The sequence below is a fragment of the Streptomyces sp. NPDC058872 genome, from assembly GCF_042743065.1.
Lineage (GTDB): Bacteria > Actinomycetota > Actinomycetes > Streptomycetales > Streptomycetaceae > Streptomyces.
The window spans coordinates 1-26,352 of record NZ_JBHYMK010000082.1 but is presented as its reverse complement, the minus strand read 5'-3'; the positions used below and the strand labels follow the sequence as shown (position 1 = coordinate 26,352).

Annotated in this window: 26 protein-coding genes; 21 read left to right on the top strand and 5 right to left on the bottom strand. The window is 70.9% G+C overall.

Annotated elements, in window-relative coordinates; genetic code table 11:
• Positions 1 to 48 precede the first annotated feature (48 nt).
• Positions 49 to 822 carry an SDR family NAD(P)-dependent oxidoreductase gene (locus ACFW22_RS32835; RefSeq protein ID WP_386411803.1) on the bottom strand — a complete coding sequence of 258 codons (774 nt, stop codon included), beginning with the start codon at positions 820 to 822 and terminating at the stop codon, positions 49 to 51.
• A gap of 207 nt (positions 823 to 1,029) precedes the next feature.
• On the opposite strand from ACFW22_RS32835, the gene ACFW22_RS32830 reads away from it, so the two are divergent.
• The 9 genes from ACFW22_RS32830 to ACFW22_RS32790 all read left to right on the top strand — a co-directional run bounded on the left by ACFW22_RS32830 (position 1,030) and on the right by ACFW22_RS32790 (position 13,015).
• Positions 1,030 to 1,968, top strand: coding sequence for an alpha/beta hydrolase (locus ACFW22_RS32830; protein WP_386411801.1), 939 nt, complete (start codon positions 1,030 to 1,032; stop codon positions 1,966 to 1,968).
• A gap of 1 nt (position 1,969) precedes the next feature.
• Positions 1,970 to 2,902, top strand: a complete 933-nt coding sequence (locus ACFW22_RS32825; protein ID WP_386411799.1) for a 3-oxoacyl-ACP synthase — start codon at positions 1,970 to 1,972, stop codon at positions 2,900 to 2,902.
• A gap of 41 nt (positions 2,903 to 2,943) precedes the next feature.
• Entirely contained in the window at positions 2,944 to 3,207 is a 264-nt protein-coding gene (locus ACFW22_RS32820) for a phosphopantetheine-binding protein (protein ID WP_386411797.1), read from the top strand.
• 88 nt (positions 3,208 to 3,295) lie between these two features.
• Positions 3,296 to 5,212, top strand: coding sequence for an FAD/NAD(P)-binding protein (locus ACFW22_RS32815; RefSeq protein WP_386411795.1), 1,917 nt, complete (start codon positions 3,296 to 3,298; stop codon positions 5,210 to 5,212).
• A 188-nt stretch (positions 5,213 to 5,400) separates the two neighbouring features.
• Complete coding sequence (locus tag ACFW22_RS32810) at positions 5,401 to 7,371, top strand: hypothetical protein (RefSeq protein WP_386411793.1); 1,971 nt, start codon at positions 5,401 to 5,403, stop codon at positions 7,369 to 7,371.
• A gap of 37 nt (positions 7,372 to 7,408) precedes the next feature.
• The gene (locus ACFW22_RS32805; protein ID WP_386411791.1) at positions 7,409 to 8,650 is read left to right on the top strand and encodes an MFS transporter; all 1,242 of its coding nucleotides are present in this window, start codon (positions 7,409 to 7,411) and stop codon (positions 8,648 to 8,650) included.
• Positions 8,651 to 8,995: 345 nt separating this feature from the next.
• The gene (locus ACFW22_RS32800; protein ID WP_386411789.1) at positions 8,996 to 10,084 is read left to right on the top strand and encodes a branched-chain amino acid aminotransferase; all 1,089 of its coding nucleotides are present in this window, start codon (positions 8,996 to 8,998) and stop codon (positions 10,082 to 10,084) included.
• Positions 10,085 to 10,422: 338 nt separating this feature from the next.
• Positions 10,423 to 12,399, top strand: a complete 1,977-nt coding sequence (locus ACFW22_RS32795) for a HEAT repeat domain-containing protein (RefSeq protein WP_386411787.1) — start codon at positions 10,423 to 10,425, stop codon at positions 12,397 to 12,399.
• A 337-nt stretch (positions 12,400 to 12,736) separates the two neighbouring features.
• On the top strand, positions 12,737 to 13,015 hold the full coding sequence (locus tag ACFW22_RS32790; RefSeq protein ID WP_386411785.1) for a hypothetical protein: 279 nt from the start codon (positions 12,737 to 12,739) through the stop codon (positions 13,013 to 13,015).
• Between the two features lie 115 nt (positions 13,016 to 13,130).
• Here the strand turns inward: ACFW22_RS32790 and ACFW22_RS32785 are convergent, their stop codons facing one another.
• Positions 13,131 to 14,123 carry a LuxR C-terminal-related transcriptional regulator gene (locus tag ACFW22_RS32785; RefSeq protein ID WP_386411783.1) on the bottom strand — a complete coding sequence of 331 codons (993 nt, stop codon included), beginning with the start codon at positions 14,121 to 14,123 and terminating at the stop codon, positions 13,131 to 13,133.
• A gap of 330 nt (positions 14,124 to 14,453) precedes the next feature.
• Between ACFW22_RS32785 and ACFW22_RS32780 the strand changes: the two genes are divergently transcribed.
• From ACFW22_RS32780 to ACFW22_RS32765, 4 genes are all read left to right on the top strand, one after another.
• Entirely contained in the window at positions 14,454 to 14,642 is a 189-nt protein-coding gene (locus ACFW22_RS32780; RefSeq protein ID WP_386411781.1) for a hypothetical protein, read from the top strand.
• A gap of 5 nt (positions 14,643 to 14,647) precedes the next feature.
• Positions 14,648 to 14,926 carry a hypothetical protein gene (locus ACFW22_RS32775; protein ID WP_386411779.1) on the top strand — a complete coding sequence of 93 codons (279 nt, stop codon included), beginning with the start codon at positions 14,648 to 14,650 and terminating at the stop codon, positions 14,924 to 14,926.
• Positions 14,927 to 15,086: 160 nt separating this feature from the next.
• Positions 15,087 to 16,544, top strand: coding sequence for a CHAP domain-containing protein (locus ACFW22_RS32770; RefSeq protein WP_386411777.1), 1,458 nt, complete (start codon positions 15,087 to 15,089; stop codon positions 16,542 to 16,544).
• Between the two features lie 189 nt (positions 16,545 to 16,733).
• A complete protein-coding gene (locus ACFW22_RS32765; RefSeq protein WP_386411775.1) occupies positions 16,734 to 18,050 on the top strand; it encodes a transglycosylase family protein in 1,317 nt (438 codons plus the stop codon).
• Between the two features lie 357 nt (positions 18,051 to 18,407).
• Here the strand turns inward: ACFW22_RS32765 and ACFW22_RS32760 are convergent, their stop codons facing one another.
• Both ACFW22_RS32760 and ACFW22_RS32755 read right to left on the bottom strand, forming a co-directional pair.
• Complete coding sequence (locus tag ACFW22_RS32760) at positions 18,408 to 19,235, bottom strand: ABC transporter permease (protein WP_386411773.1); 828 nt, start codon at positions 19,233 to 19,235, stop codon at positions 18,408 to 18,410.
• Positions 19,232 to 20,152: an ATP-binding cassette domain-containing protein gene (locus ACFW22_RS32755; protein ID WP_386411771.1), complete on the bottom strand. Its 921-nt coding sequence runs from the start codon at positions 20,150 to 20,152 to the stop codon at positions 19,232 to 19,234. Before ACFW22_RS32755 ends, ACFW22_RS32760 begins: the two co-directional genes overlap by 4 nt.
• A 219-nt stretch (positions 20,153 to 20,371) precedes the next feature.
• Here ACFW22_RS32755 and ACFW22_RS32750 point away from each other — a divergent pair, with 219 nt between their 5' ends.
• Together ACFW22_RS32750 and ACFW22_RS32745 are read left to right on the top strand one after the other, a co-directional pair.
• On the top strand, positions 20,372 to 21,532 hold the full coding sequence (locus tag ACFW22_RS32750) for a sensor histidine kinase (RefSeq protein WP_386411769.1): 1,161 nt from the start codon (positions 20,372 to 20,374) through the stop codon (positions 21,530 to 21,532).
• Complete coding sequence (locus ACFW22_RS32745) at positions 21,529 to 22,209, top strand: response regulator (RefSeq protein ID WP_386411767.1); 681 nt, start codon at positions 21,529 to 21,531, stop codon at positions 22,207 to 22,209. The genes ACFW22_RS32750 and ACFW22_RS32745 overlap by 4 nt, the downstream gene beginning before the upstream one ends.
• Positions 22,210 to 22,276: 67 nt before the next feature.
• Here the strand turns inward: ACFW22_RS32745 and ACFW22_RS32740 are convergent, their stop codons facing one another.
• Entirely contained in the window at positions 22,277 to 22,579 is a 303-nt protein-coding gene (locus ACFW22_RS32740) for a hypothetical protein (protein ID WP_386411765.1), read from the bottom strand.
• 389 nt (positions 22,580 to 22,968) lie between these two features.
• Here ACFW22_RS32740 and ACFW22_RS32735 point away from each other — a divergent pair, with 389 nt between their 5' ends.
• From ACFW22_RS32735 to ACFW22_RS32710, 6 genes are all read left to right on the top strand, one after another.
• On the top strand, positions 22,969 to 23,286 hold the full coding sequence (locus ACFW22_RS32735) for a hypothetical protein (RefSeq protein ID WP_386411763.1): 318 nt from the start codon (positions 22,969 to 22,971) through the stop codon (positions 23,284 to 23,286).
• A gap of 4 nt (positions 23,287 to 23,290) precedes the next feature.
• Complete coding sequence (locus ACFW22_RS32730; RefSeq protein ID WP_386411761.1) at positions 23,291 to 23,539, top strand: hypothetical protein; 249 nt, start codon at positions 23,291 to 23,293, stop codon at positions 23,537 to 23,539.
• Between the two features lie 293 nt (positions 23,540 to 23,832).
• Positions 23,833 to 24,255, top strand: coding sequence for a WXG100 family type VII secretion target (locus ACFW22_RS32725; RefSeq protein WP_386411759.1), 423 nt, complete (start codon positions 23,833 to 23,835; stop codon positions 24,253 to 24,255).
• Positions 24,256 to 24,274: 19 nt separating this feature from the next.
• Positions 24,275 to 24,580 (top strand): WXG100 family type VII secretion target, encoded by a 306-nt coding sequence (locus ACFW22_RS32720; RefSeq protein WP_386400514.1) that lies wholly within the window; start codon positions 24,275 to 24,277, stop codon positions 24,578 to 24,580.
• Positions 24,580 to 25,173: a hypothetical protein gene (locus ACFW22_RS32715; protein ID WP_386411757.1), complete on the top strand. Its 594-nt coding sequence runs from the start codon at positions 24,580 to 24,582 to the stop codon at positions 25,171 to 25,173. The genes ACFW22_RS32720 and ACFW22_RS32715 overlap by 1 nt, the downstream gene beginning before the upstream one ends.
• Positions 25,174 to 26,352, top strand: a 1,179-nt coding sequence (locus tag ACFW22_RS32710) for an RNase A-like domain-containing protein (RefSeq protein ID WP_386411755.1), incomplete at its 3' end; no start/stop codon positions are given.

Below are 26,352 nucleotides of genomic sequence, written 5' to 3'. Positions count from 1 at the left end.
GGGGACCATGGACATGGTCCCGGGGCCGAAGGCGCGTGCGGTCGCGGTTCAGCGTCCGATGAGGTGCTGCTGGTCCTGCGGCCGCAGGCGCAGGCTGTGCTGACCTCCGTCCACGGCGAGCATCGTGCCGACGGAGGCGCTCGACAGCGGGCTCGCCAGGTAGGCGATCGCACCCGCCACCTCGTCGGCCGTCACCAGGCGGCCCGGCGCGAGGAACTTGAGCAGCGACTCCCGGGCGGCCTCCGGATCGGCCGTCCCCTGCAGTTGCTTCTCCACCCACGGGGTGTCCGCCGTTCCGGGCGCGACGCAGTTGACGCGGATTCCCTCGCGGGCGTGGTCCGCGGCCATGGCCAGCGTCAGCGAGTACACGGCGCCCTTGCTGGCCGAGTACAGCGTGCGCGTCTGGTGTCCGGCCCAGGCCACGATCGAGCACGTGTTGACGATCGCCGCGGCGGGCGAGCGGCGCAGGTGCGGCAGGGCGTACCGGGCGACCCTGACCATGCCGACGACGTTGACGTTCAGGACGTTCAGCCACTCCTCGGAGCTGTTCGTGGCGACATCGCCGACCGCCGGAATGCCGGCGTTGTTCACCACGACGTCGAGGCGACCGAACCGCTCGACGACGGCCTCCACCGCTGCCTCGACCTGGGCGTCGTCGCCGACGTCGGCCTGGACGCCGAAGACGTCGCTCGGCAGGCCCTCCGTCTTGAGGTCGAGGACGGCGACCTTCGCGCCCCTGCTCGTCAGCAGTTTCGCTGTGGCCAGACCTATTCCCTGGGCGCCACCCGTGACGATCGCCACGAGCCCTTCGAAGTCACTCACTTTTTCTCTCCTATCGTATGTCGGGAGGACGGTACAACAGCACCGATTTCCCTGCGTCTGCGGCAAGTTCAGCGGAGGGAAACATCGCGCTGACCCCTTCCCGGCGCAGCTCATCGCCTCGGTTACCCCGGTGCCGTACGGGCCTGTGCCACTCTCGATGTTGGTTCGGATTTTCTTGCTGTAGTCCTGGGAGCTGAGGGATTTTTCATGCCGCTTGATCCGCTCTACGCGGGAATCAGGGACTATCGTGTCGCCACCGGATTCACGCCGCTTTACACCATGTCGGTGGAACAGGCCCGGATAGCGGATCGGGAGACCGAAGCCGAGATCTGGGATTGGGTGAAAGAACCCGAAGAGGTATTCGACTTCGACATCGACGGTCCGGCGGGTGCGCTGACCTTGCGGGTTTATCGCCCGCAGACCGAGCACGACGGCCCGCTCCCCGTAGTGGTGTACTTCTTCGGCGGCGGCTGGGTCGTCGGCTCCCTGGACACGTGCGAGGCGATCTGCCGCGCGGTGGCCAGCCTGACCCCGTGCATCGTCGTGTCCGTCGGCTACCGGCTCGCGCCCGAGAACCCGTTCCCGGCCGCCATCGACGACTGCTACGCCGCCGTGCGGTGGGTGGGGGAGCACGCGTCCGAACTCGGTGCCGATCCTGCCCGCATCGGCGTCGCCGGAGACAGCTCCGGCGGCAACCTCGCCGCGGTCATGGCCCTGATGGCCCGGGACAAGGGCGGGCCGAAGCTCTCCGCCCAGGTGCTCGTCTACCCGCCGACGCGCAACGACGCCACGACGCAGTCCATGAAGGACCACGTCGATCCGATGTTCTTCAACGCGAAGTCGTCGGCCTGGTTCTGGGACCACTACCTCGCCGATCCCGCCGACGGCGAATCGCCCTATGCCTCACCGGCCAAGGCGGACGACCACTGCGGACTTCCGCCGGCCCTGCTGCTGACCGCCGAGTACTGCCCGCTGTTCGACGAGGGTGAGGAGTACGCGAAGCTGCTCGCCGACGCGGACGTGCCGGTGGAGTTCCATCCGCACGAGGACCTTCCGCACGGCTTCCTGCAGCTTTCGGCCGTGCTCGAGACGTCCAGGGACGCGATGCGCCTGATGGCCGACTTCCTGCGCAGGCAGCTGGGTTGACATGACGACGACTGACATCCGGCGCGTGGTGCTGCGCGCGCCCAGGTACGTGCTCGGCGAGATCGCGACCGACCACTCCGAGATCGACGGCTTCGCCGCCTTCGTGGAGAGCCGGCGGATGGTGCCCGATGCCGACATGTGGGGCTGGGGCACCGTACGCCGTACGGAACTCGACACGGCCGCGCTCGCCGTCCGGGCCGGTCTGCAGAGCATGGAAGCGGCGGGCGTCGAGCCGGACGGGATCGACGCGCTCGTGCTGTGCTCCACCACGTTCCCCAGCGATGTGGGAGAGCACGGCGACCTGATCGCGTCGGTCCTGCACGGTCTCGGACTCGACGACGTTCCCGTCACCGGGATCACCCTGAACCGGTGCGCGACCCTGCTCACCGGTCTGCAGACGGCCGCCACGATGGTCGCCGCGGGCCGGCACCGGACGGTGCTGGTGATCACCACCGACGCGGTGCCCGACGAGTCCGCGCGGCTGGCCGACTTCGCACTGTTCAGCGACGGCGCAGCCGCCTGCCTGGTCTCGCGGTGGGTGGACGGCGTTCCCGAGTCCTACGAGTGGGTCGCGGACTCACACGCCCAGGATGCGGCCTCCATGCTGCGCGGCACCGAGATCAGCGCCGACCTGGCCAAGACGGCCAACCAGCGGCTGTGCGCCGAGGCCGGCATCCGCGTCGAGGAGATCGACGGCCTGCTGCACAACAACATCTTTCTGCCGATCGTGCTGATGAAGGAGGTCCAGGCCGGGTTCCGCCCGTGCCAGCTGGACACCTCGAACATCACCAGGGTCGGCCACTGCTTCGCCGCAGACCCGCTGATCAACCTCGTCGACCGGCAGTCGGCCGGCGGCGTCCACCCGGGCGGGCTGTACCTGCTGGCGTCGAGCGTGTCAGGGCTGCGGATGTGCGTCCTGCTGAGGGCCGTATGAGCGGCCCTCGCCTCCAGTCACCCAACGAAGGAGTCACCCAAGTGCACAAGAGTGCCGGCGCCGAGCCCACCACCTTGTCGTGGCTGCAGACCACCGTCCGGGAAGTGCTGCAGCTGGCCGAGGACGAGGAGGTCTCCGCGCGGACCCTGCACGAGCTCGCCGCGACCTCGCTGCAGACGGTCGGCGTGCAGTACCGCATCCTCCGGGAGAGCTCGGTCCAGTTGGAGATGAGCGAGTTGATCGGCGACGCCAGCATCGCGGAGCTCGCCGCGCTGATCGACGGGCGCCGGCAGAGCGCCGCGTAACGCAAGGCTCCGTGAACGAGTGGCGGGTGACGCGTCATCCACACGAAGGCGACATGACCGAGCCCCCACCGAGGCCCAGGAACGGAATATGACCAGAAAAATGTCCGTGGCGATCATCGGCGCCGGCCCACGGGGTACCTCGCTTCTCGAGCGTCTCATCGCCAACGCCGCCGCGTGTGCGCCGGACCGGATGATCGCCGTCCACGTCATCGATCCCTACCCGCCGGGCGGCGGTCGCGTCTGGCGTTCCCAGCAGTCACCGCTGCTGTGGATGAACACCACGGCCGGCAGCTGCACCATGTTCACCGACGAGACCGTCGCATGCGAAGGCCCGGTCGTTCCCGGTCCCACGCTCAGCGAATGGGCCCGGGAGCTGGCCGCGGGCAGCCTCTCGTCGCCCTCGGGATTCCGGCACGCCCCCTCCGTGTCGGCCGAGGCGAGCCGCATGCACGACGGCTGGTTCACCACGCGTCAGACGCAGAGCGAATATCTGTCGTGGGTGTTCCGGAAGTTGGCGACCAGCTGCGGGCCCCAGGTGCAGGTCCATTCCCACGTCGGCCGGGCCGTCGACGTACAGGACCTTCCTCTCGGAAGGCAGCGCGTCGTCATGGCGGACGGCCTTCCCCCGGTCGACGTCGACGTCGTCCTGTTCGCGCAGGGCAACGTGGATGTCGAGCTGAACGCGGAAGAGGTGCGGCTGACGGAATACGCGGCCGCCCACGACCTGTGCTACCTGCCGTCGGGGCCGACCGCCGACCATTCCTTCGACCGGATCGCCCCCGGCGAACCGGTGATCGTCCGCGGGCTCGGTCTGTGCTTCATCGACACCGCCGTGCTGCTCACCTCCGGACGCGGCGGCACGTTCCGGCGTGACGAGTCCGGTGAGCTGCACTACCAGCCGTCCGGCAACGAACCCGTCCTCTTCGTGGGCTCGCGGCGCGGCGTGCCGTACTGGTCGAAGACGCACTACAAGCTGGCCGGACCGCCTCCGGAACCGTTCGGCCACCTCGACCCCGCGGTCGTGGACGCCCTCGGCGACCGCCCTCTCGACTTCGCCCTGGACATCTGGCCGCTGATGGCCCGCGAGGTCACCCACGCGGGCTACCGCGAGCTTGCCGCGTCGCACCCGGAGCTCCTCGACATCGACGCCCGTGAGTTCCTCGACCGCCTCGACACCCTCGACTGGGACGGACCGGAACTCAAGGAACTGGTCGAACAGGCGGTGCGGTTCGAGGGGGACCGGATCGACCTGGAGGAGACCGCCCATCCGCTGGCCGGTCGCCGCTTCCCCGACCTGGACGCCCTCCAGGACTGGATGGCCGACCACATCGACACCGGAGTCCGACGCGGGCGCGATCCCCGGTACAGCGCGCACCTGGGGATGGTGCACGGCCTGGTCTCCGCCTTCTCCCGACTGGTGGAACTCATCAGCGAGGAGAGGATCTCCCCCGACTCGTGGAAGCGCGGTCTTCCCGAGTTCCTCGACCTCTGCCGTTTCCTCACCAGCGGTCCGCCCGGACCGCGCCTCGAGGAACTACTCGCCCTGACCCGTGCCGGTGTCGTCCGGTTCCTCGGCTCGGAGATGACGGTGACCACGCACGAGGGGCTCTTCCACGCGCGGTCGTGCAACGTCGACGAATCGGTCGCCGCCCGATCCCTCATCGAGGCCCGGCTCCCGGAGCGCACCGTGCTCCGCGTGAACGACCCGGTGCTGTCCAAGCTCGTCCAGCGCGAGGAGATCCGGGAGGAGACCCGGACGACCCCCGAGGGCGGCGTACGGTATCCCACCGGCGTCATCGACAGCGTGGGTCTCGTCGACACCGATTCCTTCAATCGCCTCAAGCGTCCCGACGGGACCCCCCACGAGAGTCGCTTCGGGGTGGGCGCCCTGTTCTCGGGAAGCGTGGCATCCGGCCGTTTCCCGTCCCCGCGGAGCAATGACGAATTCTTCCGGCAGAACGACACGATCGCTCGTGCCGTGCTCCAGGAATTGTGCCGACGCTAAGGACCCGCGTAGCCGATGTGCGCAGGTGCTTCGGGGCGAGGTAAGCGTCACGTGTCCTCGCGGATGAACTTGCCGTGGATACGCGGGGCGACGGTACGGAAGTACCGTCGCGGTACCTCGGTGAAGAGCGCCGTCCCAAGGAAAGCCCGGGCCGCTCGAAAACGATCGCCTTGATGAAGGAGTCACACGTGGTGCAGTCCGAGTTCCATGTTTCCGGCGACGAATCCGAAATCATGTCGGCCTCGCCCTTCTCCCTCGTGGAGGACACCTCCTCCTACGCCGCCGCCGTCGACGAGTTCCTTTCGGACACGGCCCGCGCGAAGGTCCCGGTCTGGACCGACGGGCGATCCGATCTCGCGGCCTCCGTCGCATGCGCCGCCGGCCTGTACGGGGAGGCGCGCCGGCCGGCCGCCTGCTCGTACGGCATCGTCGTGCGGCCGGACGCCGTGCCCGCCGGTCTCGTCGCGCTCCTCGAACCCCTCGCCCACAAGTGGCTCGACGACGAAGGGGTCGGAGCAGGCCTGCTCGACGCGCTCTTCCCGCGGGAGCCGCGGACGGAGTACCGGCAGGGCGAGGCGGCCGGGGACGCCGGGGAAGACGCCGGTGAGACCGAGGTGCACACCCTGCTGGTCGCCGGTCTCTACGAGCACCTCACGGTGGACACCGTCTGGCCCCTGATGCGCGCCGCCGAACTCCGGCCCGATGTGCGCCTGAGGCTCCTCACCGGCCGGGACGCGGCTTCCCTGGCCTGGTTCACCGCCAAGCAGTACGCCCACACGGCCCCGGACGTACGGGACATCGGCATGTTCACCGCCGTCGACCGTGGACTCACGCGCAGCGGCATCCACCTGCTCGACGAGGAGGGCATGAAGACCGCGGACGTCAGGTCCGAGATCCTCGGGACCCGCTGGAGCCGCCTCCTTCTGCAGGGGCACGGCAAGGACGACTCGCTCAATCTCGCCGACTACACCATCTGCGGTCTGAACTCGGTCGTTCCCCGCAAGGAGAACGTCATCGGTCCGATCTGTGCCTACTCCGACGAGCCCACCTGCTACAAGCCCGTGGACAAGCTGATCCAGCTGCGCGACGTCCGCGCCGCCGAGGTCGTCCTGAGCTCGTGCAACAGCGGCCCCTTCGCCGACGCGGCCATCTACGACCCCAAGTACCAGCTGATGCTCAACGCGATCGACGGCACCGCCAAGGACGTGGTGGCCGCGATCACGGGACACGAGGCCGGGCATGCGGAGAACCTCTCCTGGTTGGAGTCCGTACGCGAACGCGGTTCCTCCGCCGCGGCCTTCAACTCCAGCATCCGCACCGTGGGCCCCTCTCCCGCCTACGTCCACTTCGGCATGGGCGCCGCCGAGGAGGGCATCACGCCGGAGCCGCCGTCCGTCATGCCGGCACAGCTGCTGCTGACCGCCTCCGCCCGTCTCACCGCCTATCTGGCGGGCGGACTCCTGTCCTTCCGCAACCCCCTGCGATCCGGCCTCGAAAGCCTGGCCGCCCGGGTCGATCACCAGATCACCAGGCAGTCCCAGGTCGTTCGCGACCCGGCCGAGACGACCCGCAGCCTCCTCTTCGACCTGGAGCAGCTGGACCTCGCCATCGCGGAGCAGTTCGTGAACGATCCGGAGAACGAATTCGGCGGTTCCTTCGGCTACTTCGCGGAGCGCAGCACGGTCGATCCCTCTTCGGCCGCGACGGTGCGCTGTCCGTGCGGGCGACCCGCCGAGCGCTTCGTCCGGCGTGCCCTGGTGCCCACCGCACTCGACACCGAGGGCGTCATCTGCACGCGCTGCAGCGACGTCGCCCTGGGTCTGCCCGGCGGACCGTCGCTGCTGATCGAGGCCGAGGAGGATCTCCTCCAAGGGGACGTCCGGCCGGTGCGGGTGACGGTGCGCGACGCACGGCCCGGCACGATCCAGCTCGGCCTCTTCGTCGCCAAGTACGGGCGTGAGTACTGCACGGTCACACCGGAGCTCCAGAAGGTCCACATCGGGCCGGACGGAGTCGGGGAAACCGAGTTCACCCTGACCCTGAGCCCTTACACGGCACCCATGGCCTATTACATGACGGCGTACGCCGTCCAGGACCTCGCCGTCACGATCGCTCGCCGCCCTTACGGCGCCTTCCCCACCCCCGACAGCAGTGAGTAACCCCGAGCCGGCCATCCTTCCCGAAGTGCGAGACACCATGGCGAATCACCCTCCCTCCGACACGACGGCCCCCAGCGACGCCGACGCCTCCCCGGAGCTCCCCGCCGAGGAGAACCGGATCCTCGCGGCCCTGCGGAGCAAAAGCATGCGCGCTCCGCTGTTCTGGAGCGTCGTCGGGCGATTCCCGTTCTATCTGGTCGGCCTCGCCCTGGTGGTCTTCACCACCTCGAAGGACACCGGTTACCTCTCGGCCGGCCTGTTCCTGGGTGCGTACAGCCTCGGCACCGCGCTGTTCGCGCCGCTCGTCGCCCGCCGTGTCGACAGGTACGGGCAGACGATCGTGCTCCTCGCCACCGGTCTCGTGTACCCGGTGTCGCTGATCGGCTTCGTCACCTTCGAATCCGGTTCCATGGCCGCGCAGTTGGTCTGCGTGGCCGTCGCGGGCGCCACGGTGCCGCCGATCAGCGGCTGCATCCGCACCCTGTGGCGTGGTACGGGGGAGCTGGAGCCGGCGGGCATCTCCCTGGAGTCCGTGCTGTTCAACTTCTTCCTGATCGGCGGGCCCCTCCTGCTCAGCGTCATGCTGCTCCTGGCCAGCCCGGGCGCGGCGATCGTCGTCGGCGGCGTGCTCGCCGCCGTCGGCTCCCTCGGGTTCGCGTCGACCCGGGCCTCGCGCGCCCAGCCCGCCACCCTGGGTGGGGCGCGTGACCCCCTCGGTGCTCTCCGCTCGGAGGGGCTGATCCTGGTGCTGGCCCTGGTGACCTGCACCGCCGTCAGGACGGGGATCTACAACGTCGCGCTGCCCGCGTTCGCCGACGATCACGGCTCGGCCAGCGGCGTCGGCGTGTTCTACGCGGCGTGGGGCGTCGGCGGCGTCCTCGGCGGACTCTGGTACGGAAGCCGCAGTCGGCGCTGGTCCGTCCAGGTCTCGCTCCGGGTGGGCATAGTGGTCGTCAGCGCGGGCGCCCTGCTGCCCGTACTCGTCTGGGACAACTGGTCGATGGGCCTGGCCCTGGTCGTCCTCGGCTCCTTCGAGGCGCCCATGACCGTGATCCTGTACGAGATCATCTCGCGGACCGCGCGCGCGACCCACGTCACCGAGGCGTTCACCTGGTCGTCCACGATCAGTCTCGGCGGCTCCGCGCTCGGCGCACAGATCGGCGGCCTGCTCCTCACGTCCCCCGGCACCCAGATGGCGTTCCTCTGCGCGTTCACCGTCCTGCTCGTCGCCGTCACGATCGCCTTCACCACACGCCACCGGCTCGCGAAGGCCCTCTGACCTCGACCTCGGCCCTCATCCTCGACCCTCATCCTCGACCCTCGGCCTCGACCTCTCAGTCGGACCCCAGGCCAGATCTCATCTGACCCGGGGTCTTCCGGTGATGCGGCGCGCATTCCCGAGTCCTCGCCCCTGTCGGCCCCCCTCGGCGCGTGCCTGCTGCGCCTGGCCCCCGGCAACGACCGCCTGCTCGTCTCCGGACGCATGCACGACGGGGCCCGCGCGGCAAAAGCCCTGGCCCTCGGCGCCCGGGACGCGGTTCTCCGACTCCTTCGTTGTGGACGACGAGGGCGCCTTCCTCCGCCGCGACACGTTCTTTTTCGCCGCTCACTGAAAGACACCGACATGACCACGATCGACCATGAGCCGCCCGTCGCCGTCCCGCCCGCCGGTGGCGTCACCGACCCCGGTCACGGCGACACCTACACCGCCCACATGTACAGCGTGCTGTGGAGCGAGGAACTCGGTTGGCACCAGGCCGAACTGATGCCGCTGCAGAACATCTCCCTGCACCCCGGCACCGTCGGCCTGCACTACGGGCAGAACATCTTCGAGGGCATCAAGGCCCACCGCCAGGCCGACGGATCGGTGGCGGTCTTCCGCCCCGAGGACAACGCCCGCCGGTTCCGCACCTCCGCCCGCCGCCTGGCCATGCCGGAAATGCCGGAGGAACTCTTCCTTGAGGCCGTCGACCAGTTGGTCACCGCCGACCAGGCCTGGCTCTCCGACAACCCCGCCCACAGCATCTACCTGCGTCCGCTGCTCTTCGCCACCGACGACAACCTGATGCTGCGTCCCTCTCCGTCCTTCCGCTTCCTGCTGATGGCGTTCGTCGCCGGTGGCTTCTTCGGGGACGAGGTGGAGGGCGTCTCGGTGCTGATCAACCGCGAGTACAGCCGCGCCATGCCCGGCGGCACGGGCAATGTGAAGGTCGCCGGCAACTACGCGCCGACCTTCGTGGCCCAGCGCATGGCCCGGGAGAAGGGCTGCGCGCAGGTCGTCTGGCTGGACGCCGTCGAGCGCCGCTGGGTGGAGGAGATGGGCGGCATGAACCTCTGCTTCGTGCGCGGCACCGGCCCGGACGCCGAACTGGTCACCCCCCGCCTCACCGGCACCCTGCTTCCTGGGGTCACCCGGGACACGCTCCTGACCCTCGCCGACCGGCTCGGCCACAAGGTCGGCGAGGAACTGATCTCGGTGGACCAGTGGCGCGACGAGTGCGAGCGGGGCGTCATCACCGAGGTGTTCGCGTGCGGCACCGCCGCCGTGGTCACCCCGGTGACCAGGGTCGTGGATGGCGACATCGGCTGGACCGTCGGGAACGGAGAGCCCGGCGAGGTCACCATGGCCGTCCGCCGCGCCCTCTTCGACGTGCAGCACGGTCACGCGCCCGACCCGGCGGGCTGGCTGCGCCCGATCCCCGCCAAGGCCTGATGGACCGATTCCGCCCCGCGGGACGTCCCGGGACCCCGTGCCCCCGGTCCGGTGCCCCGGGACCCACGAGCGGGGACGACTGCGTCACGGCGGTCCGGCCCCGTCCGCGCCGCGCGGGCGTGGGCGCCGTCCGGGCCTTGACGGAGTGGCGGGCCGGCAGGCCTGAGAGGGCGGACGTGAAGCCCTGTCATCGTCCGGTGCCCGTTCCAGCACCGCATGCCACAACGTACCGGCCCAGCTCCCTTCGCGCCTCGCTCGCCGGACCGCCTCCGCTCGTCGGGTCCCGGCTCGGGGACGGACGGAGCCGCGCGGTCGGCCGGGTCGATAGGGTCGCGCGTATGTGGGTGGGACTGGATGCGGTCGACTGGAACGGGCTGGAGCACAACTACGGTTCTGCCGAGGACGTGCCGAAGCTGCTCCGCCGGTGCGCCGGTCCGGATCCGGAGGATGCCGGCGAAGCCGCGTCCGAGTTGCTCAACCTGCTGTTCCATCAGGGCGGTTGGATCTGTTCCGCCGCGTCGGCCGCACTGCCCTTCGTGCTGCGCCTGGCTGCGGCACCACGGGTGCCGAGCCGCTGCGCGATGCTGGAACTGACAACGATGCTGGCGGCGGAAGCCGGGCGGGTCGAAGACAGGTTCCTCGATCCAGGCTGGGCGTCCGCGTGGGAGCGAGCCCTGCCCGAGTTGCTGCGGCTGCTGGACGATCCCGAGCCGGGGATCCGACGAGCAGCGACCGACGCGCTCGGGGCCTGTGACAGTCCTGGGGAGCTGGTTCTTCCCGGGTTGCTTCGGGCCTGGGAGGCAGAGGCCGATCCGGCGACTCGCCTCGATCTGGTCATCGCCCTGGGGCACGCCGCGCCGCGTGCGCCGGCCGGCGCACGCGGCGCCGAGGCGTTCGACCTGCTCCATGCGCTGCTCGACGCTCCTCAGCCGCAGATGCGGCTCGCGGCGGTGCACGCGCTGGCCCCGATCGATCCCGGCCTACCCGCCCGGCGGCTCGACGACGTGCTCGCAGCGGTCCGGGACCCGAGCGTCGAACTGTGGCGCCACACCAGCTCGGTGCAGACCGGAGTGCTGGGTGTCCACCACTGGACCTCGGGACTGTTCACCGGGCCGGCCCCGGACTTCACGCTCGGACTGTTGGGGGACCATCACGACGACGAACAGCGGGTCGCCTCCCTGGCCCGGGCGGGTGGACTGCTGTCCCAGTGGCGCTCACCGGCAGCTCCCTTGCTGCCACGTCTCGTGGGGCGGCTGGACGATCCCGTCGCCGAGGTCCGTTTCCGGGCCGTCGAGTTGCTGGCCTGCCTCGGCCCGGCGACCGCCGCCCATGCGGACGACGTCGCCTCCCTGCTGACCGACGGCGCGAGCCGCACCACACGGCGACAGGAGAGCGTGGGCGAGGCCGCCCTGTGGGCACTGGCCCGGATGAACGATCCGCGCTGCCTACCGGGCCTGATCGAGCTCATCGCCGGCGCACGATCCGGCTTCGCGTCGAACTTCGCCCACTACCCCGCGACCGATCTACATCACGTCGGCCTCCCCGCGCTCACTGAGACCCTGAGCCACCTCACGGACCACGCCGAGCTGCTCCTTCCGGCGATCTGCGACCGGATCGACACCGCCACGGACGACCGCCTGCTCCACCGGCTCTGCGAGACGCTCGCCGGGTGGGGACCCGTGGCCGGGGCGGCCGTTCCACGACTGCTCGGCCTGCTGGAGGACGACCGGACCTGGACTGCGGCGGCAACGGCCCTGGCCGGAATCGGAAGGACCGGGGCCCAAGCAGGGAGCCTGCTGCTGTCCCGAGCACAGGCCGACGGACCGCACAGGAAACTCGCGGCCTGGGCGTACTGGGAGGTCTGCGGGGAACCCGAACCGGCCCTGGAGCTCCTCGGGCACGGCCTTTCCGAACAGCGCTTCCGGCATCCGGACCTGCGCAGGCTCGCCGGTCTCGGAGTCCGTGCCGCACCCCATGCGGACCGGCTCAGGACGATGACCGCCGACCTCGACCCCTGGACCCGCGTCGAGGCCGCGCACACCCTGTGGGCCGCCACCGGGGACACCGAGACCACCGTGCCCGTCCTGACCGCGGTCGTGCGCGACCTGGCCGGGGGGACGTACCTGCCGGTCATGCTCCCCGCAGTGCGACACCTGACCCGGATCGGGCCGGCGGCCCGCCCTGCCGCGGACCTCCTGCACGGCGTACCCGCCCAAGACCAGCGGCTGCGGTCCAACGGCGGCTGGCGGGGCTTCACCCAGGACGAGGACATCCGCTCTGCCGTGCAGGAGCTGCTCCACGCGTCTTCTCCCTGAGGCGAGCGCCGCCCACCCGGGTGGGAGTCGGTCGTCCCTACCGCGCTCGTGCCCCGACCGTGCCCTTCAGAGCGGTACGCAGCGGTCAATCCAGGTGCTCAGGCGCCGTGGACGCAATCCTCAATGCTGCAGGTAGTCGCAGGTCGGAACGCTTTTCGGGGCTTGGCGCGCATAGCTTCCCAAGCCGGTGGCGCGGGTTCGGTTCCCGTCATCCCCTCTGGGGAGCAGGCCCGGGTCAGGGACCTGGGCCCGCTCCTTCGTCTCGCCCCCCCTCAGGCGCCCCGCACCACCTCTGCACCACCTGGCCCCTTTTCCTGCTCCTCCCGCACCTTCTCCCGTGCCGCCCCGCCCCCGGGAGCCTGACGACGAGGAGGCCGCTGCGGACAACGTCCGCCTCCCGGGGCCGGGCACATCGCTGGCCCGGACGGTGCAGGGCCAGCGCGACAAGCAGCCTCACTTCCTCCGGGCCACCGACGCCGAAGCCTCCTACCACCACGCGGGCGGCCTGCGCGACAACGGAACCGGCAGCCGCAGGGGACAAGGCGTGTCCGACCGGGACGGCGAGCTGCTCCAGGAGGCGTTCGGGCCAAGACGATCTCCGACCTGGCCGACCTGAAGTGCGTACGCCGGGCCCAGGCGCTCGCCGAACCCGGCGCACCGCTGGCAGCAAGCCGCCCAGCGCGCCGAGGACCACCGCCCGGCTCGGGGTCCGCCGCTTGACCTGCCCCGGCTCAGAGCCAGCCGCGCTGGGCCGCCTTCAGGCCCGCCTCGAAGCGACTCGACGCGTCGAGGCGTTCCATCAGGGCCGCCATCTGGCGTCGTACGGTGCGCAGCGAAATGCCGAGGCGCTTGCCCGCCGCCTCGTCCGTGAGGCCGCCGGCCAGGAGGCCGAGCAGCTCCTTCTCGCCGGGGCTCAGCCCGGTCTGCGCGTCCTGCAGCTGGTCGGCGCCGAGCGGAACGGCGGAGGCCCAGGTCTGCTCGAAGAGGGCGGTCAGGGACGCGACGATACCCGGCTCACCGGTGCACAGGGCCCCCAGCCGGGTGTTCTCCGGGTCGATCGGGACGACGGCGACCTCGCGATCGAAGACCAGCATGCGGGGCGGGAGCACCGGGCAGGTGCGCACGAGCCCTCCTTCCCCGGTCATCCAGCGGGCGTACGCGAGGGTCGCCGGGTCATTGCGGACGCTGTCCTGGTACAGGGTCAGCAGGGCGACGCCGCGGTGCATCGCGGCCTCGTCCAGTGGGCGGGAGGCATCGAGGCTGGCCTGGGACTGGGCCCCGCCCGGCATCACCGACAGGCACTCACGGGTGACCTCCCGAGCGAGCATCTCCAGCTTGCCCTGGATGGCGTCAAGACCGACCAGCCGCTCGGTGGTGCCGCCCTCGGCCTCGGTGTCCGGACGCAGGTCGGCGTACTCGGCCACGGCGCGCGCGGCGGCGGCCTTGCTCGCCGCCAGCTCCTGCTGCCGACGCAGCAGGTCCTCCTCCTGGCGACGCAGGAGCAGATCCAACCCGACCTCGGGGCTGACCGGCCGCAGGGCGCCGGGGCGGTCGCGGGAGACGCGCAGCAGCTCCAGATCGGCCAGCTCGTCCAGGGCGGCCCGGACCTCGGACTCCGGGAGGGACAGCTGTCGGCAGAGGTCGGCCACCCCGCCCAGCGGATCGGCCAGGAGGGACCGGTAGACGGCCTCCGACGTGGTGTCCAAGCCCAGCACTGCCAGCATGTCCCAGCCCCCCGACTGTTCAGGAAGTGCGCCGCACAGTGCGCCATTCCGACCTATTTCATGATCATCGCAACTTGTCCGCACCTCCGCAACAAACGCCTGACGGAACCCAGTCCTCCGGCCGGAGGTGGCACCAAGAGGCCAGGCCATTTGGTGCCACACCGAACCCCTTCCGCCGGGCTCCCGGGCCCAGCAGGATGGTGATCACCGGAACGGCGGGGGACGCGAAATCCCAGGCCAGGCCGGTAATCGGGGCCCGTCACCGGGCTTCGGAACGCACTTCTCAACGCACGACTCCACCACCACTTCACGACCCCGGGGGGCACAGCCATGTCGATCACCGCCACGCACCGCACCACCACCCGCCGCCTGGCCACCGCCGTCGCCTCCGCCCTCCTGGGCGGCGCGCTGGCCGCCGGTGCCGGCATCGGCTGGGACTCCGCCGGCGCCGAGGCCGTGACGCAGGCAGCGGCCCTGACGAAGGGGTCGGTCGTGGCCAACGGCATCGGCTGGGACTGAGGGGCGTGCTCCTCGTCCACCTGCCCCTCACCAGTGAGAGCCTGACGCCCGGCACCGATGCGGAGGCCAGCCTCCTGCACGACATCCTCTGGGCCCACGCCAGGCCGCCGCACGCACTCGAGCACGTGCGCATCCGCCCCATCGCACACGGCATGAACGTCGCCATGTTCCTGCGGGCCAACAACGACGCCACCGCCCGGGCGAAGGCCCGCAGCCTGCTGGCGCACGCTCTGGCCGCCGGCACCGTCCGCGGGTACTCACTCGCCCCCGAGTACCCGGCCTGACCGACGCCGACCGCTGTTCCTGCAGGGCAGCCGTCCGCGACCGGGCCACTCGTCGCCCACCTTCTTCTTCCCGCCCTACGAGGGCGGTTCTCACAGCACCCTCCGACACCCATGCGTCGGCCCCGGCCAACGGGGACCGCCCTCACTCATGGAGACACCCATGTCCAAGCGCCGTTTCTCCCGTACCCTCTCCGCCGGCCTGACCACGCTCGCCTCCGTCCCGCTGCTGGTCGTCGCGCTGCCTGCCGTGACCGCGAACGCCGACGCCCCGGGCGTGGCGACGATCGCCCGTGCCCAGGTCGGGAACACCTGCGGCGACTACAACTGCCAGTACCCGACCGCCTGGTGCGCCGAGTTCACCCGCTGGGTCTGGAACCGGGCCGGCGCCGACACCTCCGGCATCTCCGCGGCGGCGGTCAGCCTCTACGACTACGGCAAGCGCAAGGGAACCCTCCACAGCACCCCGCAGGTCGGCGACGCGGTGGTCTACGACAAGGACGGCAGCCTCAACGACGGCAACGCCGACCACGTCAACATCGTGGTGGCGGTGGACGGCGACAACATCCAGACCGTGGGCGGCAACGAGAGCGGCGCGGTGCGCTTCCGCAACTGGTTCAACTGGCGCACCAACCCGAGCCCGCTGAACGCCGGCCGTGCACTCGCCTTCATCGGCCCCTCGGGCCTGGCCGACGTTCCCGCCCCGGCTCCGGTCAGTCAGGCCGGCGACGTCTACCACGCCACCCGCCTGGCGGACGGGAACTGGGAGGGCTTCGCAGCACTGAACGGCTTCGACGGCGCGGCGTTCTTCAACGCCTCGCAGGCCTCGATCACCGCGACCCCCGACGGCTCCACGCAGACCCTCGCCACTGGCAAGGACGGCAACCTCTACCACACGGCCCGCTACGCAGACCGTACGTGGACGGGCTGGGCCCCGCTCGACGGCTACGCCGGCGCCGGCAACTTCGGCGCCAAGGCCCAGGCCATCGCCGGCATGCCCAACGGCGACGCCCAGGTCATGGCCGTCGGCAACGACGGCAGGATCTACCACAACGCCCGCTTCAAGAGCGGCTCCTGGCAGGGCTGGACCCCGGTCGGCGACTGGGGCGCCCAGAAGATCGCCGCCGCCGGCATGCCGGACGGCAGCCTCCAGGTGCTGATCGTCGGCTACGACGGCAACGTCTACCACAACATCCGCACGGTCGAGGGCACCTGGCAGGGCTGGAACGCCGTGGACGGGTTCGGCGGGGCCACCGGCTTCCAGGGCAAGGACGTGGCCGTGGCCGGCCTGCCCAACGGCGACGCCCAGTTCCTCGCCATCGGCAACGACGGCAACGTCTACCACAACATCCGCTTCACGACCGGCCACTGGCAGGGCTGGGCCAAGGCCGAGGGCTACGGCGGCGCCCCGAGCTTCCAGGCCACGAGCATCGCCATCACCGGCCTGCCGGGCGGAGACACCCAGATGCTCGCGGTGGGCAACGACGGCAAGGCCTACCACGCGGCCCGCTACGCGAACGGCTCCTGGCAGGGCTGGTGGGCCACGGGCATGGCCGCCCGCACGGCCGCCATCACCGGCCTGGGCGACGGCAGCACCCAGATGATCGTCACCCGCGGCTGAGCCGCCCGCCCCGAGCTCGATCCGGACGACCACCGGATCGAGCTCCGGCGCCCCGCACCGCGCAGCACTCCGGTGCCCACCGCACCACCGTGCGCCCCGCGTGACCGCCCAGCCCCCGCAGCCCTCCGCCGGGTGGCCCACCCCACCGGTGGGCCACCCGGCACACCTCCCCAGACTGAGAGACCAGCGATGTCCGACCGCGCCCGCCGCCTGCCCACGTCCGCTCGCCCCGCCCGCCGCCTGCGCGCCGGCACCGCCCTCGCCGCCGCCGCCCTCGGCCTGTCGGTCATGGGCGCCGGGCCCGCCGAAGCCGCCTCCGTGGCCACCTGGGACAAGGTGGCGTACTGCGAGAGCACCAACAACTGGAGCATCAACACCGGCAACGGCTACTACGGCGGCCTCCAGATCCTGAAGTCCACCTGGGACGCCTTCGGCGGCCGAACCTACGCGTCCTATCCGCACCAGGCCACCAAGCAGCAGCAGATCCTGATCGCGGAGAAGATCTTGGCGGGCCAGGGCGCCGGCGCCTGGGGCAGCTGCGGCGCATCCGCCGGCCTGGCTTACGACCACGCCGACCCGTACCCGACGAGCACCACGCCCACCGCCCCGGTCAGCAAGGCCGGCGACTTCTACCACGCGATCCGACAGGCCAACGGCTCGTGGACGAGCTTCAAGCCGCTGGACGGCTACGGCGGTGCCGCGTTCTTCAACGGCTCCCAGGAGGCCATCTCCGCGACCCCCGACGGCTCCGTCCAGGTCCTGGGCACCGGAACCGACGGGAACCTCTACCACACGGCCCGCTACAGCGACGGATCATGGTCCGGCTGGGCCCCGCTCGACGGCTTCGGCGGCGCCGCCCGCTTCTCCGCCCGCGCCGAGGCGATCGCGGGCATGGACAACGGCGACGCCCAGGTCATGGCCATCGGCAACGACGGCAGGATCTACCACAATGCCCGCTTCAAGAACGGCTCCTGGCAGGGCTGGACCCCGGTCGGCGACTGGCAGGCCCAGCGGATCGCCGCCGCCGCACTGCCGAACGGCGACCTCCAGGTCCTGATCGTCGGCAACGACGGCAACCTGTACCACAACCTCCGTACCGTGGAAGGAGTGTGGCAGGGCTGGAACGCCGTGCAGGGCGGCGGTGCAGCGACCACCTTCCAGGCCGGTGCCATCGCCATCGCTGGACTGGGGAATGGTGACAGCCAGCTCCTGGCGGTCGGCAACGACGGCCTGACCTACCACAACATCCGGCGCGCGGACGGCAGCTGGCAGGGCTGGGGTGCCGTCGAGGGCGTCGTCACCTCCCCGAAGAGCCTGGCCATCACGGGCATGCCCAACGGCGACAGCCAGATCCTGGCCACGACCCAGGACAACAGCACCTACCACAACATCCGCTTCGCGAGCGGCCACTGGCAGGGCTGGGGCAACACCGGCTTCGGCTCCCAGAAGGTGGGCCTGGCCGGCATGGGCGACGGCTCTGCCCAGATGCTCGTCACCCGCAACTGACGTCCGGCCCCGGCCGCGTTCTACGGGCTGGGCCGGACGCGGAGCACGACGGACCACGGCCGGTTGGGGCCGGACCGCTCCGGTGCCTTCGACCAGGGGGGCGGCCACAGCGGTGGCCCTGATGCCCACCGGGCAGCCCGGACGAGGACGAGGCCATCGCTGGGTGTTCGCGCAGTTCGGCGGCCAGCGGCAGGCCCCAGCGCCAGCTGGTTCCCACGCTCATGGCGCGGGTTCGGTTCCCGTCATCCGCTCGTGCACGAAGGCCCAGGTCGGCGACCTGGGCCTTCGTCGTTGCCCAGACCGACTCGATTGCCGCGCACAAGCTCCGCACCCGCTGCCCGCGCGCTGGAGACGGGGTCACGCGTCGCGACGCCTGACGATGAGTACCGAGAGTGCGACGGCGGCCAGCGGCCAGAGCGCGTACACGATCCAGGAGCCGGGGACGGTTGCGGAGTGTCCCAGGGATCCGGGACCCGTCTCCCAGTTCTGGATCAGGCGCTTCCAGGCGGACAGGACCATCGCGTGGTTGACCTCCGCCGACCAGCGGGCGCTCTCCGAGAACATCGGGGGCAGCATCAAGAGGGTGAAGACGCTGGTGGCCACGGTCGCAGCACTGTGTCGGAGCAGTACGCCGAGGCCCAGACCGATCAGTGCGCAGACCGGGGCCAGCAACGCGGATGCCACCAGCGCCCGGAGCACCCCGGGGTGGGTGAGCGGGACTCCGGCATGCCGCTCGTCGAGGATGGTCCGGGAGACGAGGAAGGAGCCGGTGGAGACGACCGTGCCGACCGCGGTCCACAGCACGGCGGTCACGGCCGCCTTGGCCAGCACCACCTCGCCGCGGGCGGGCACGGCCACGGTGGTGGTGCGGATCAGGCCGCTGCTGTACTCGCTCACGACCGTGAGGGCGCCGCTGACGCCGGAGACGAGCGTCAGCGTCCAGTAGCCGGCCGGCGGATAGGCCAGGTGCGGCAGGAAATCAGCGGGGCCCGAGCCGGCGGTGTCGGCAGCCAGCGTGGCCACGGCGGAGGACCCGATGACGAACAGGGCGGTGAGCGCGACCGTCCACGAAGTGGAGCGCAGGGACCGCAGCTTGATCCACTCGGAGGCGAGCAGGTCGCGGAAACGGGCCGCGGGCGGCCTGGTGACATGGGTGGCCGGGCGGACGGCGGCGCGTGTGGTCATCGGGGTCGTCCTGCCCGGTACTCGACGCTGTCGGCGGTGAGTTCCGTGAAGGCCGCCTCCAACGAGGCGGTGCGGGTGGTCAGTTCGTCCAGTCGGATGCCGTTCTCGAAGGCCAGCGCTCCGATCCGGTCGGCCGGGAGTCCGGTCACGGCAAGCTTCTCGGCGCCCGCCGGGCCCTCCGGTTCGACCGTGGCACCCGCCGCCGTGAGCACGGCGGCCAGTTCGGCGGTCTGCGGCGTCCCCACCCTGACGCTGCGAAGAGTGCCACGGGCCGCGAAGTCCTCCACCGACTCGGCGGCGATCAGCCGGCCCCTGCCGATGACGACGAGTCGGTCGGCGGTGTTCGCCATCTCGGACATCAGGTGGCTGGAGAGGAAGACGGTGCGTCCTTCGGCCGCCAGGCGCCGGAAGAGCCGGCGTACCCAGAGCACGCCCTCCGGGTCCATGCCGTTGATCGGTTCGTCGAAGACGAGCACGGGCGGATCGCCGAGCAGGGCGGTGGCGATCCCGAGCCGCTGCTTCATGCCGAGGGAGAAACCGCCGATGCGACGGTTCGCCACGTCGGCGAGCCCCACTTCCCGAAGCACCTCGTCGACCCAGCTCCGACCGATGCCGTTGCTGCGGGCCAGGGCGGACAGGTGGGCGGCGGCGCTTCGGCCGCCGTGGACCTGGCCGGCGTCGAGGAGGGCGCCGGCGTGCCGCAGTCCGCGCGGGTGGTGGTGGAACGGGACGCCGCTGACGGTGGCGGAACCGCTGGTGGGCGCCTCCAGGCCGAGGATCATCCGCAGGGTGGTCGACTTGCCGGCTCCGTTCGGGCCGAGGAATCCCGTGACCTGACCCGGCCGCACCGTGAAGGACAGCTGCTCGACGGCCGACTTGCCGCCATGGCGCTTGGTGAGTTCGTTGACTTCGATCACGGTCACCACGCTGCCGCGGGACCTCCGTCCGGGCATGGGGCCGTGGGCGGCAATCGTGTGGCCGGGGTGGCCCGTGGGCGTACGTCCCCGGGCGGATGCCGCGCGGGGGGCGGCCGGTTAGCCTCACGGAGTGGACCCCATGACGATCAACCCGTTGCCCCCGCGCACCGCGGCCGCGTTTCCCCTGTGGGCACACGCCCGATGACGAGGACGAGGACCATGGCATGGGCCGGGGGCGTCTCGTACCTCCTCGTGGTGGGGCTGCTGGTGGGGGGCGCGACGCGGGCCTCGGGCACGGTCCACGCGGTGGGTTCGCTGCTGGCGGTGAGTCTGCTGACCGGCGTGGCCCGGCGGACCCCCCTCCTGGCTCTGGGCCTGGCGCTCTTCGGGTCCACCGCGGTGGTGCTGGGCACTCCGGTCACGGTGCACGAGAACCTGGCGGCTTCGTACCAGGGGAAGTTCCTGTCGTACCTGGCGGTGGACATCGTCCTGGGCTTCATCGTCGCCACCTGCACGCGGCGGGCCGCGATCGCGTCCGTGTCCGTGGCCTTCGGCGTGCAGCTCGTGGTGATCGGGACCTTCGCACACGGGGACAACCTGACCGTCAACGGCGTGATCGCGCTCTTGGCGATGGCCGCGTCGTGCCTGGTCGGCCTGCTGAGCCGGGAGCGCCGCGCACACTCGGCGGCGCTGCGCGCGCAGGAGGTGACCGAGGCCGTGACCGCGGAACGGCTGCGGATCGCACGGGAGTTGCATGACATGGTGGCGCACAGCATCGGCATCATCGCCATCCAGGCCGGCGTGGGGAGCCGGGTCATCCAGACCCAACCGGCGGAGGCGCACGAAGCCCTGCGTGCCATCGAGGCCACCAGCAGGGAGACCCTGGCGGGCCTGCGGCGCACGCTGGCGTCGCTCCGCCGGACCGGTCAGGGCACGGCGACGACCTCCGAGCCCTCACCGCTCACGCCCCCACCGGGCCTGGCGGACATCGACCGGCTGGCGGAGGCCACCTCGGGCGCGGGGGTACACGTCGAGGTGCGCCGCGGCGGGGCACCACGCCCGCTGCCTGCGGACATCGACCTGTCCGCCTACCGCGTCATCCAGGAGGCGCTGACCAACGTCGTCCGCCACGCGGGCACCGGGAGTTGCCGGGTCGCCATCGACTACGGGGACGAGGAACTGTCCGTGGAGGTCGTCGACGACGGGCACGGCGCCAACGGGCACGGTGCACCCCACGGCTTCGGCCTCGTCGGCATGCGGGAGCGGGTGGCCCTGCTGCACGGCCACCTCAGTGCCGGGCCGCGTCCCGAGGGCGGCTTCCGGGTGGCGGCCCGGCTGCCGTTGCCCACACCCGTCGATGTTCCGGTGGAGGCCCGATGACCGACGTTCCCCGTCCCGTACGGGTCGTCCTCGCCGACGACCAGCCGCTGGTGCGGTCCGGCCTGCGGGTGCTCATGGCCGATCACCCGGACCTGCTGGTGGTCGGCGAGGCCGCCACCGGCACCGAGGCAGTCCGACTGGTCGCGGAGAACGGCCCCGATGTCGTGGTGATGGACATCCGCATGCCGGGCATGGACGGAATCGAGGCCACCCGCCGGATCACCGCCGGCCCTGCAACGACCCGGGTCCTCATCCTGACCACCTTCGACGAGGACGACCACGTCTACGGCGCCCTCCGCGCGGGCGCGAGCGGATTCGCGGTCAAGGACATGGCACTGGAGGACATCCTCGCGGCGGTCCGCGTCGTGGCCGCCGGCGACGCACTGATCGCCCCGGGTGTGACGCGCCGTCTGATCGCCGACTTCGCCGCCCGCCCCCAAGCCGCCCCCGTAGGCGTCCCGCGCCCGGTCGAGGGCATCACGGAACGGGAACGGGAGGTGCTGGTCCTCGTGGGACGCGGCCGTTCGAACACCGAGATCGCGGGGGACCTCTTCATCACGGTGGCCACCGCCAAGTCCCACGTATCCCGCCTGCTCACCAAACTCGGCGCCAGGGACCGCGTCCAGCTCGTGATCACCGCCTACGAGGCGGGGCTCGTCACACCGTCCCACGGCTGACGCCCCTGGGCCCCCGCAGGGGGCGCCGGCCGAGTGGTGCCTCCGGCGACCACCTCTCATCCAGCCGTCACGCCCCGCGGAAAGAGGGGCGCCAGAAGACGAGGAGGTAAAGCATCGGGCCGGCGACACGGCAGAAGCCGACCCCCCAGGGCTCCGGCAGTCCGGTCAGGCCGTACACACCGCTGATGCCCATGCCGATCCCCAGGAGCACGAAACCCGGCGTCCAGCAGCGCACCGCCCACCGCGGGCCACGAGCCACCCACGCGGGAGCCCCCTCGGGGTGACGCCGCCACTTCCAGGCGGTCCACGCCACCAGCGGCCCGAAGAACAGCAGGGCGACATCGCCGAGCACGTCCCACAGCCGATCCATGCTCCCCTCCCGCGGCGCCCGGCTCCGAGCCGCACGCCGCGGGAGAGCGCCCTGTCGCCTTGCCCAGCCACCAGGAAGGGTCTCGACGCGCCGGGCAGTGAAGCCACGGCCAGCACGGGTGCCGCGAACCGGTGGACGAGGGGACAAGACCGTCCCGCTCGTCCGTGGCCCCGCCTCGGCGCAGGGCCGAGCATGCCGCCCCGCGCCGGGGAACACATTGCCGGGTTCCGGCAGCGTTGGCGCACGCAGACAGACGGCTCGGCCCCTGACGCGGCCGTCCGCGGCCTCGGTAGGGTCGCCCTGCTGCGGCGCCCGCCGTACGGCGTCATCACCCTCGGCACAGCTGCCCGCACGGCCGCGCTGTGCCCGCACCCCAGGAGTCGCCTCCCATGACGTGGCAGTGGATCGGCCTCGCGTTCTTCTCCCTCACGGTGCTGCCGGCGGGCCTGGCCATGGCCTTGAACCGGGTCCCCGAGCGTCTGCGCCGCCGACTGGCTCCCGTACGACCGCGCGGCTGGGCCATCCTGCTGATCTATGCCACCGCCCCCGCCAACTCGCTCCCCCGGATAGCCGGCGCCTCCCCCGACATCACGCTCGGCTGCACGGCAGTCGGCGGTGTACTCGCCATCGCCGGTTGCCTGTTTCTGAGCCTCACCGCCCCCACCCGTCAGCACCGCCCGGTCGCAACCACGCGCGAAGGCTCCTGACCCCGTGCCCACAACGGCACCTCGGACCAGCCGCGCGCGGCGTGAGGCGGTCTCACTCACCGCCTGGTGGGCCGTGCTCACCCTGGCCCTCTGGCTCCTGGGACACGCGACGGGCCACCCGGCCGGCCTCACGGCGAGCGCCGCGTCCGCCGCAGTGATGGTCGCCATCGGCGAAACCGGCGACTGGGCCCGCCGACGTCGGAAGGCGCGGCGTCACCCACCGGAGGAGCCCGACGCCTCCACCGGCCCCTGAACGGAAGCCCGTGCCGCAACGTGCCCGTAGGCGCGGTGCACAACGGTCACCAAGGGCTTCGCCGAATCGACCGACGCGAGGCTGCCCATAGCCTTCTCGCAGGTCAGACGGTGTGCACCCGCCCAAGCATCAGGTGATTCCCCCACTCGTGGCGCGGGTTCGATTCCCGTCATCCGCTCGCGGGAGAAGGCCCGGGTCAGCGACCTGGAGCTTCGTCGTTCTCCGATCACTCCACGCCCTCACCCCGATCGATCGGGCCGTCTCGCTAAGATGACCACCCGCCACACAAACACATGTACGAGCGGGGGCTCGGGGTGCGGAACGTCGATCTGGACGTCTCGGAGGACGGCCTGACCAGGCTGGCGGACGATCTCGACGAGATGCAGCGGCATCTGGAGCAGCAGACCCGTCTGATGGACGAGGTCGTCGACAGGATCGCCGCAGGCTGGCAGGGGCCCACCGCCACCGCGTACCGCTCGCTGCATCGTGGTGTGGCCGAGGACGCCGTGCGCATCCGCCAGGTGATGGTCCTCCTCGAAGCGGCCATGCGTGCCTCGCGCGACGGCTTCACCGAGCAGGAACTCGACACCCTGGCCCGGATCCGGCGGATGCAGGAGGGCGAGGACGTGTCCGCCGCCGCGCGCGACCTCACCGTGCCCGACCCGGCACCCGCACCGGACAGCAGCCATCCTCAGAGCCGCATCCTGGACGTCTGAACCACGGGGGATCAACAGCATGTCGGACGAAGACCGGATCACCGTCGACTTCGCCACCCTGCAACGCCTTTCGAGCGACCTGGAGGACATCCTCCGCGCCCTCAACGAGAAGCTGGACACGTTGTATGGGCGGGCCGCGAAGGTCGTCCTGAGCTGGGACGGCGAGGCCCGGGAGGCGTTCATCGACGAGCTGGACAAGTGGAGCCACTCCGCCGACGACCTCAAGGCGGCCCAGGCCTGGCTCCATGAGGTCGTGGTCAAGGGGCACCTCAACTACGCCGCGGCCAACCGGTCGGTGCTCGAAGGTTGGGGAGGCGGCGCCTGATGGCCGGTCCCATCGCCCCCGCCCCGTCACCGAGCGGCAGCGGCAGTGGCGCCATCGACGTCCAACCGAGCGACCTCTGGTCGGTCTCCGGACGGGTCGCCGCCCAGCAGGACTTCCTGATGCGCGGTGCCCACAAGCTCCTGGAGGAGCTGCGTGAATACCCCGACGCCGGGGGCGCGGGCAGTGAGGCCCAGAAGTTCGCCCGGGCGTACAAGAAGATCGGCGACCGCTGGCTGGAGGTCTGGGGCCGCTCCGTGCTCAGCGTCGGCGGCGTCGCCGTCGGGTTCACGGAGACGGCCAACGCCTACACCCAGGCGGACGCGGCGACCCATCCCAAGCCGGGAACAACCGCCGAGCAGCGCCCACGCCCCGCCGTCATCGACCAGGCCCCGAAGTTCGGTGGGATACCGGACATCAAGTGGGGTGACGACGACGGCGGCGACGACATCCTGCGCGGACTGATGGAGGGCATCCCCGAGATCGTCCGGGACGTCCTCCAACCGCTGTGCAAGCACGTGTTCCGGGTCGGCAGGGTGGCGGACGTCCATCCCTTCCCGCAGCAGCACTACCTCAACTCCCTGTGCCACAGCTAGATGAACGTCTCCATCACGGCGTCACTGGGGGCGGACCAGCTCACCCAGGCCGTCAGTGCCGTCACCAACCACCAACAGGCCGACTGGGAAGCCGCCATGCGGACCTTCTGCAGCGCCCTGTGGGGAGGGACGGCATGGGGCCAACAGCGCGTCGGGTACCAGTGGGCACAGACCGCCAACTCCGGCCCCGGCACGCCCCACACCCCCACCGGCAGCGAGCCCGTCCTGGCCGTGCTCAAGGACACGGCCGACACCCTCGCGACCATCCTGCGCGAGTACGCCGAGGCCGCCGTCGACCTGAACCGCGACGTCGCCGATGAACTCCACCGCGCCATGTGGAAGGCCGCCAAGGAGATCATCGACGACCTGGCCAAGCCCAAGGACCCCAAGAGCATCATCGGCACCGTCACGAACGTGATCGGCAAGGGCGTGGGCCTGGTCCTGTCCTTCGACGTCAAGACCGTCCTGAACATCGACACGGCCAAGCTCAACCGGATCGTCGACACCTACACCGGCAAGCTGGGCGCGCTGACCACCCGCGTGGAGGCACTGAAGGAGCCCCTGGACGAGGCCTACCTGAGCGCCCCCAAGTTCGAGGCCGGCGTCGCACGGGCCCACGGCTTCGGCACACGGGCGCTGGAAGAGTTCAAGGAATCGAAGGTCTGGCTGAAGGTCGACTCGAACGGCGACTACGACCTGAACCTCGCCGCCAACGAGTACTTCGAGGGCGGCCATACGCTGGACAAACACGTCGGAAAGACGGACGAGCAACTCGCACAGCGCCTGCGCGACCAGCAGTCGGGCGGTCCGACGCAGGCGTGGCCGTACGGCAAGCCGTACCCCGGCAGCTCTTCGGCCTTTCCCAGCTACCAGCGGGCAGAAGACCTGACCGAGTACACCCTCAACAAGAACAAGGCCGCCATCGACGCATGGATCAAGGGCCCACCACCGGCGACCGACGGAGAGGTCGAGAAGTTCCGTGCGGACGCCCCGAACGGCGAGACCAGCGGTCGCAGCGTGTTCAAGCAGCCGGTCGACCCGAGCGACCCGAAGTCCGGCTACAAGCAGGGAGGGATCGATGCCAAGGCATACGACGTGAACGGCATCGAGACCCGCATCAGGTACGACAGCAGCCGTAACCCGCCCTTCACGGTCATGACCTCGATGCCCTGCAAGTCC

Bases quoted from the DNA above. Each gene is read 5' to 3' on its own strand.
- ACFW22_RS32785 (WP_386411783.1), bottom strand. From the start codon at position 14,123: ATGCTGGCAGTGCTGGGCTTGGACACCACGTCGGAGGCCGTCTACCGG.
- ACFW22_RS32800 (WP_386411789.1), top strand. From the start codon at position 8,996: ATGACCACGATCGACCATGAGCCGCCCGTCGCCGTCCCGCCCGCCGGT.
- ACFW22_RS32815 (WP_386411795.1), top strand. From the start codon at position 3,296: ATGACCAGAAAAATGTCCGTGGCGATCATCGGCGCCGGCCCACGGGGT.
- ACFW22_RS32740 (WP_386411765.1), bottom strand. From the start codon at position 22,579: ATGGATCGGCTGTGGGACGTGCTCGGCGATGTCGCCCTGCTGTTCTTC.
- ACFW22_RS32765 (WP_386411775.1), top strand. From the start codon at position 16,734: ATGTCCGACCGCGCCCGCCGCCTGCCCACGTCCGCTCGCCCCGCCCGC.
- ACFW22_RS32750 (WP_386411769.1), top strand. From the start codon at position 20,372: ATGGCATGGGCCGGGGGCGTCTCGTACCTCCTCGTGGTGGGGCTGCTG.
- ACFW22_RS32830 (WP_386411801.1), top strand. From the start codon at position 1,030: ATGCCGCTTGATCCGCTCTACGCGGGAATCAGGGACTATCGTGTCGCC.
- ACFW22_RS32770 (WP_386411777.1), top strand. From the start codon at position 15,087: ATGTCCAAGCGCCGTTTCTCCCGTACCCTCTCCGCCGGCCTGACCACG.
- ACFW22_RS32825 (WP_386411799.1), top strand. From the start codon at position 1,970: ATGACGACGACTGACATCCGGCGCGTGGTGCTGCGCGCGCCCAGGTAC.
- ACFW22_RS32720 (WP_386400514.1), top strand. From the start codon at position 24,275: ATGTCGGACGAAGACCGGATCACCGTCGACTTCGCCACCCTGCAACGC.
- ACFW22_RS32715 (WP_386411757.1), top strand. From the start codon at position 24,580: ATGGCCGGTCCCATCGCCCCCGCCCCGTCACCGAGCGGCAGCGGCAGT.
- ACFW22_RS32805 (WP_386411791.1), top strand. From the start codon at position 7,409: ATGGCGAATCACCCTCCCTCCGACACGACGGCCCCCAGCGACGCCGAC.
- ACFW22_RS32760 (WP_386411773.1), bottom strand. From the start codon at position 19,235: ATGACCACACGCGCCGCCGTCCGCCCGGCCACCCATGTCACCAGGCCG.
- ACFW22_RS32780 (WP_386411781.1), top strand. From the start codon at position 14,454: ATGTCGATCACCGCCACGCACCGCACCACCACCCGCCGCCTGGCCACC.
- ACFW22_RS32725 (WP_386411759.1), top strand. From the start codon at position 23,833: ATGTACGAGCGGGGGCTCGGGGTGCGGAACGTCGATCTGGACGTCTCG.
- ACFW22_RS32735 (WP_386411763.1), top strand. From the start codon at position 22,969: ATGACGTGGCAGTGGATCGGCCTCGCGTTCTTCTCCCTCACGGTGCTG.
- ACFW22_RS32795 (WP_386411787.1), top strand. From the start codon at position 10,423: ATGTGGGTGGGACTGGATGCGGTCGACTGGAACGGGCTGGAGCACAAC.
- ACFW22_RS32745 (WP_386411767.1), top strand. From the start codon at position 21,529: ATGACCGACGTTCCCCGTCCCGTACGGGTCGTCCTCGCCGACGACCAG.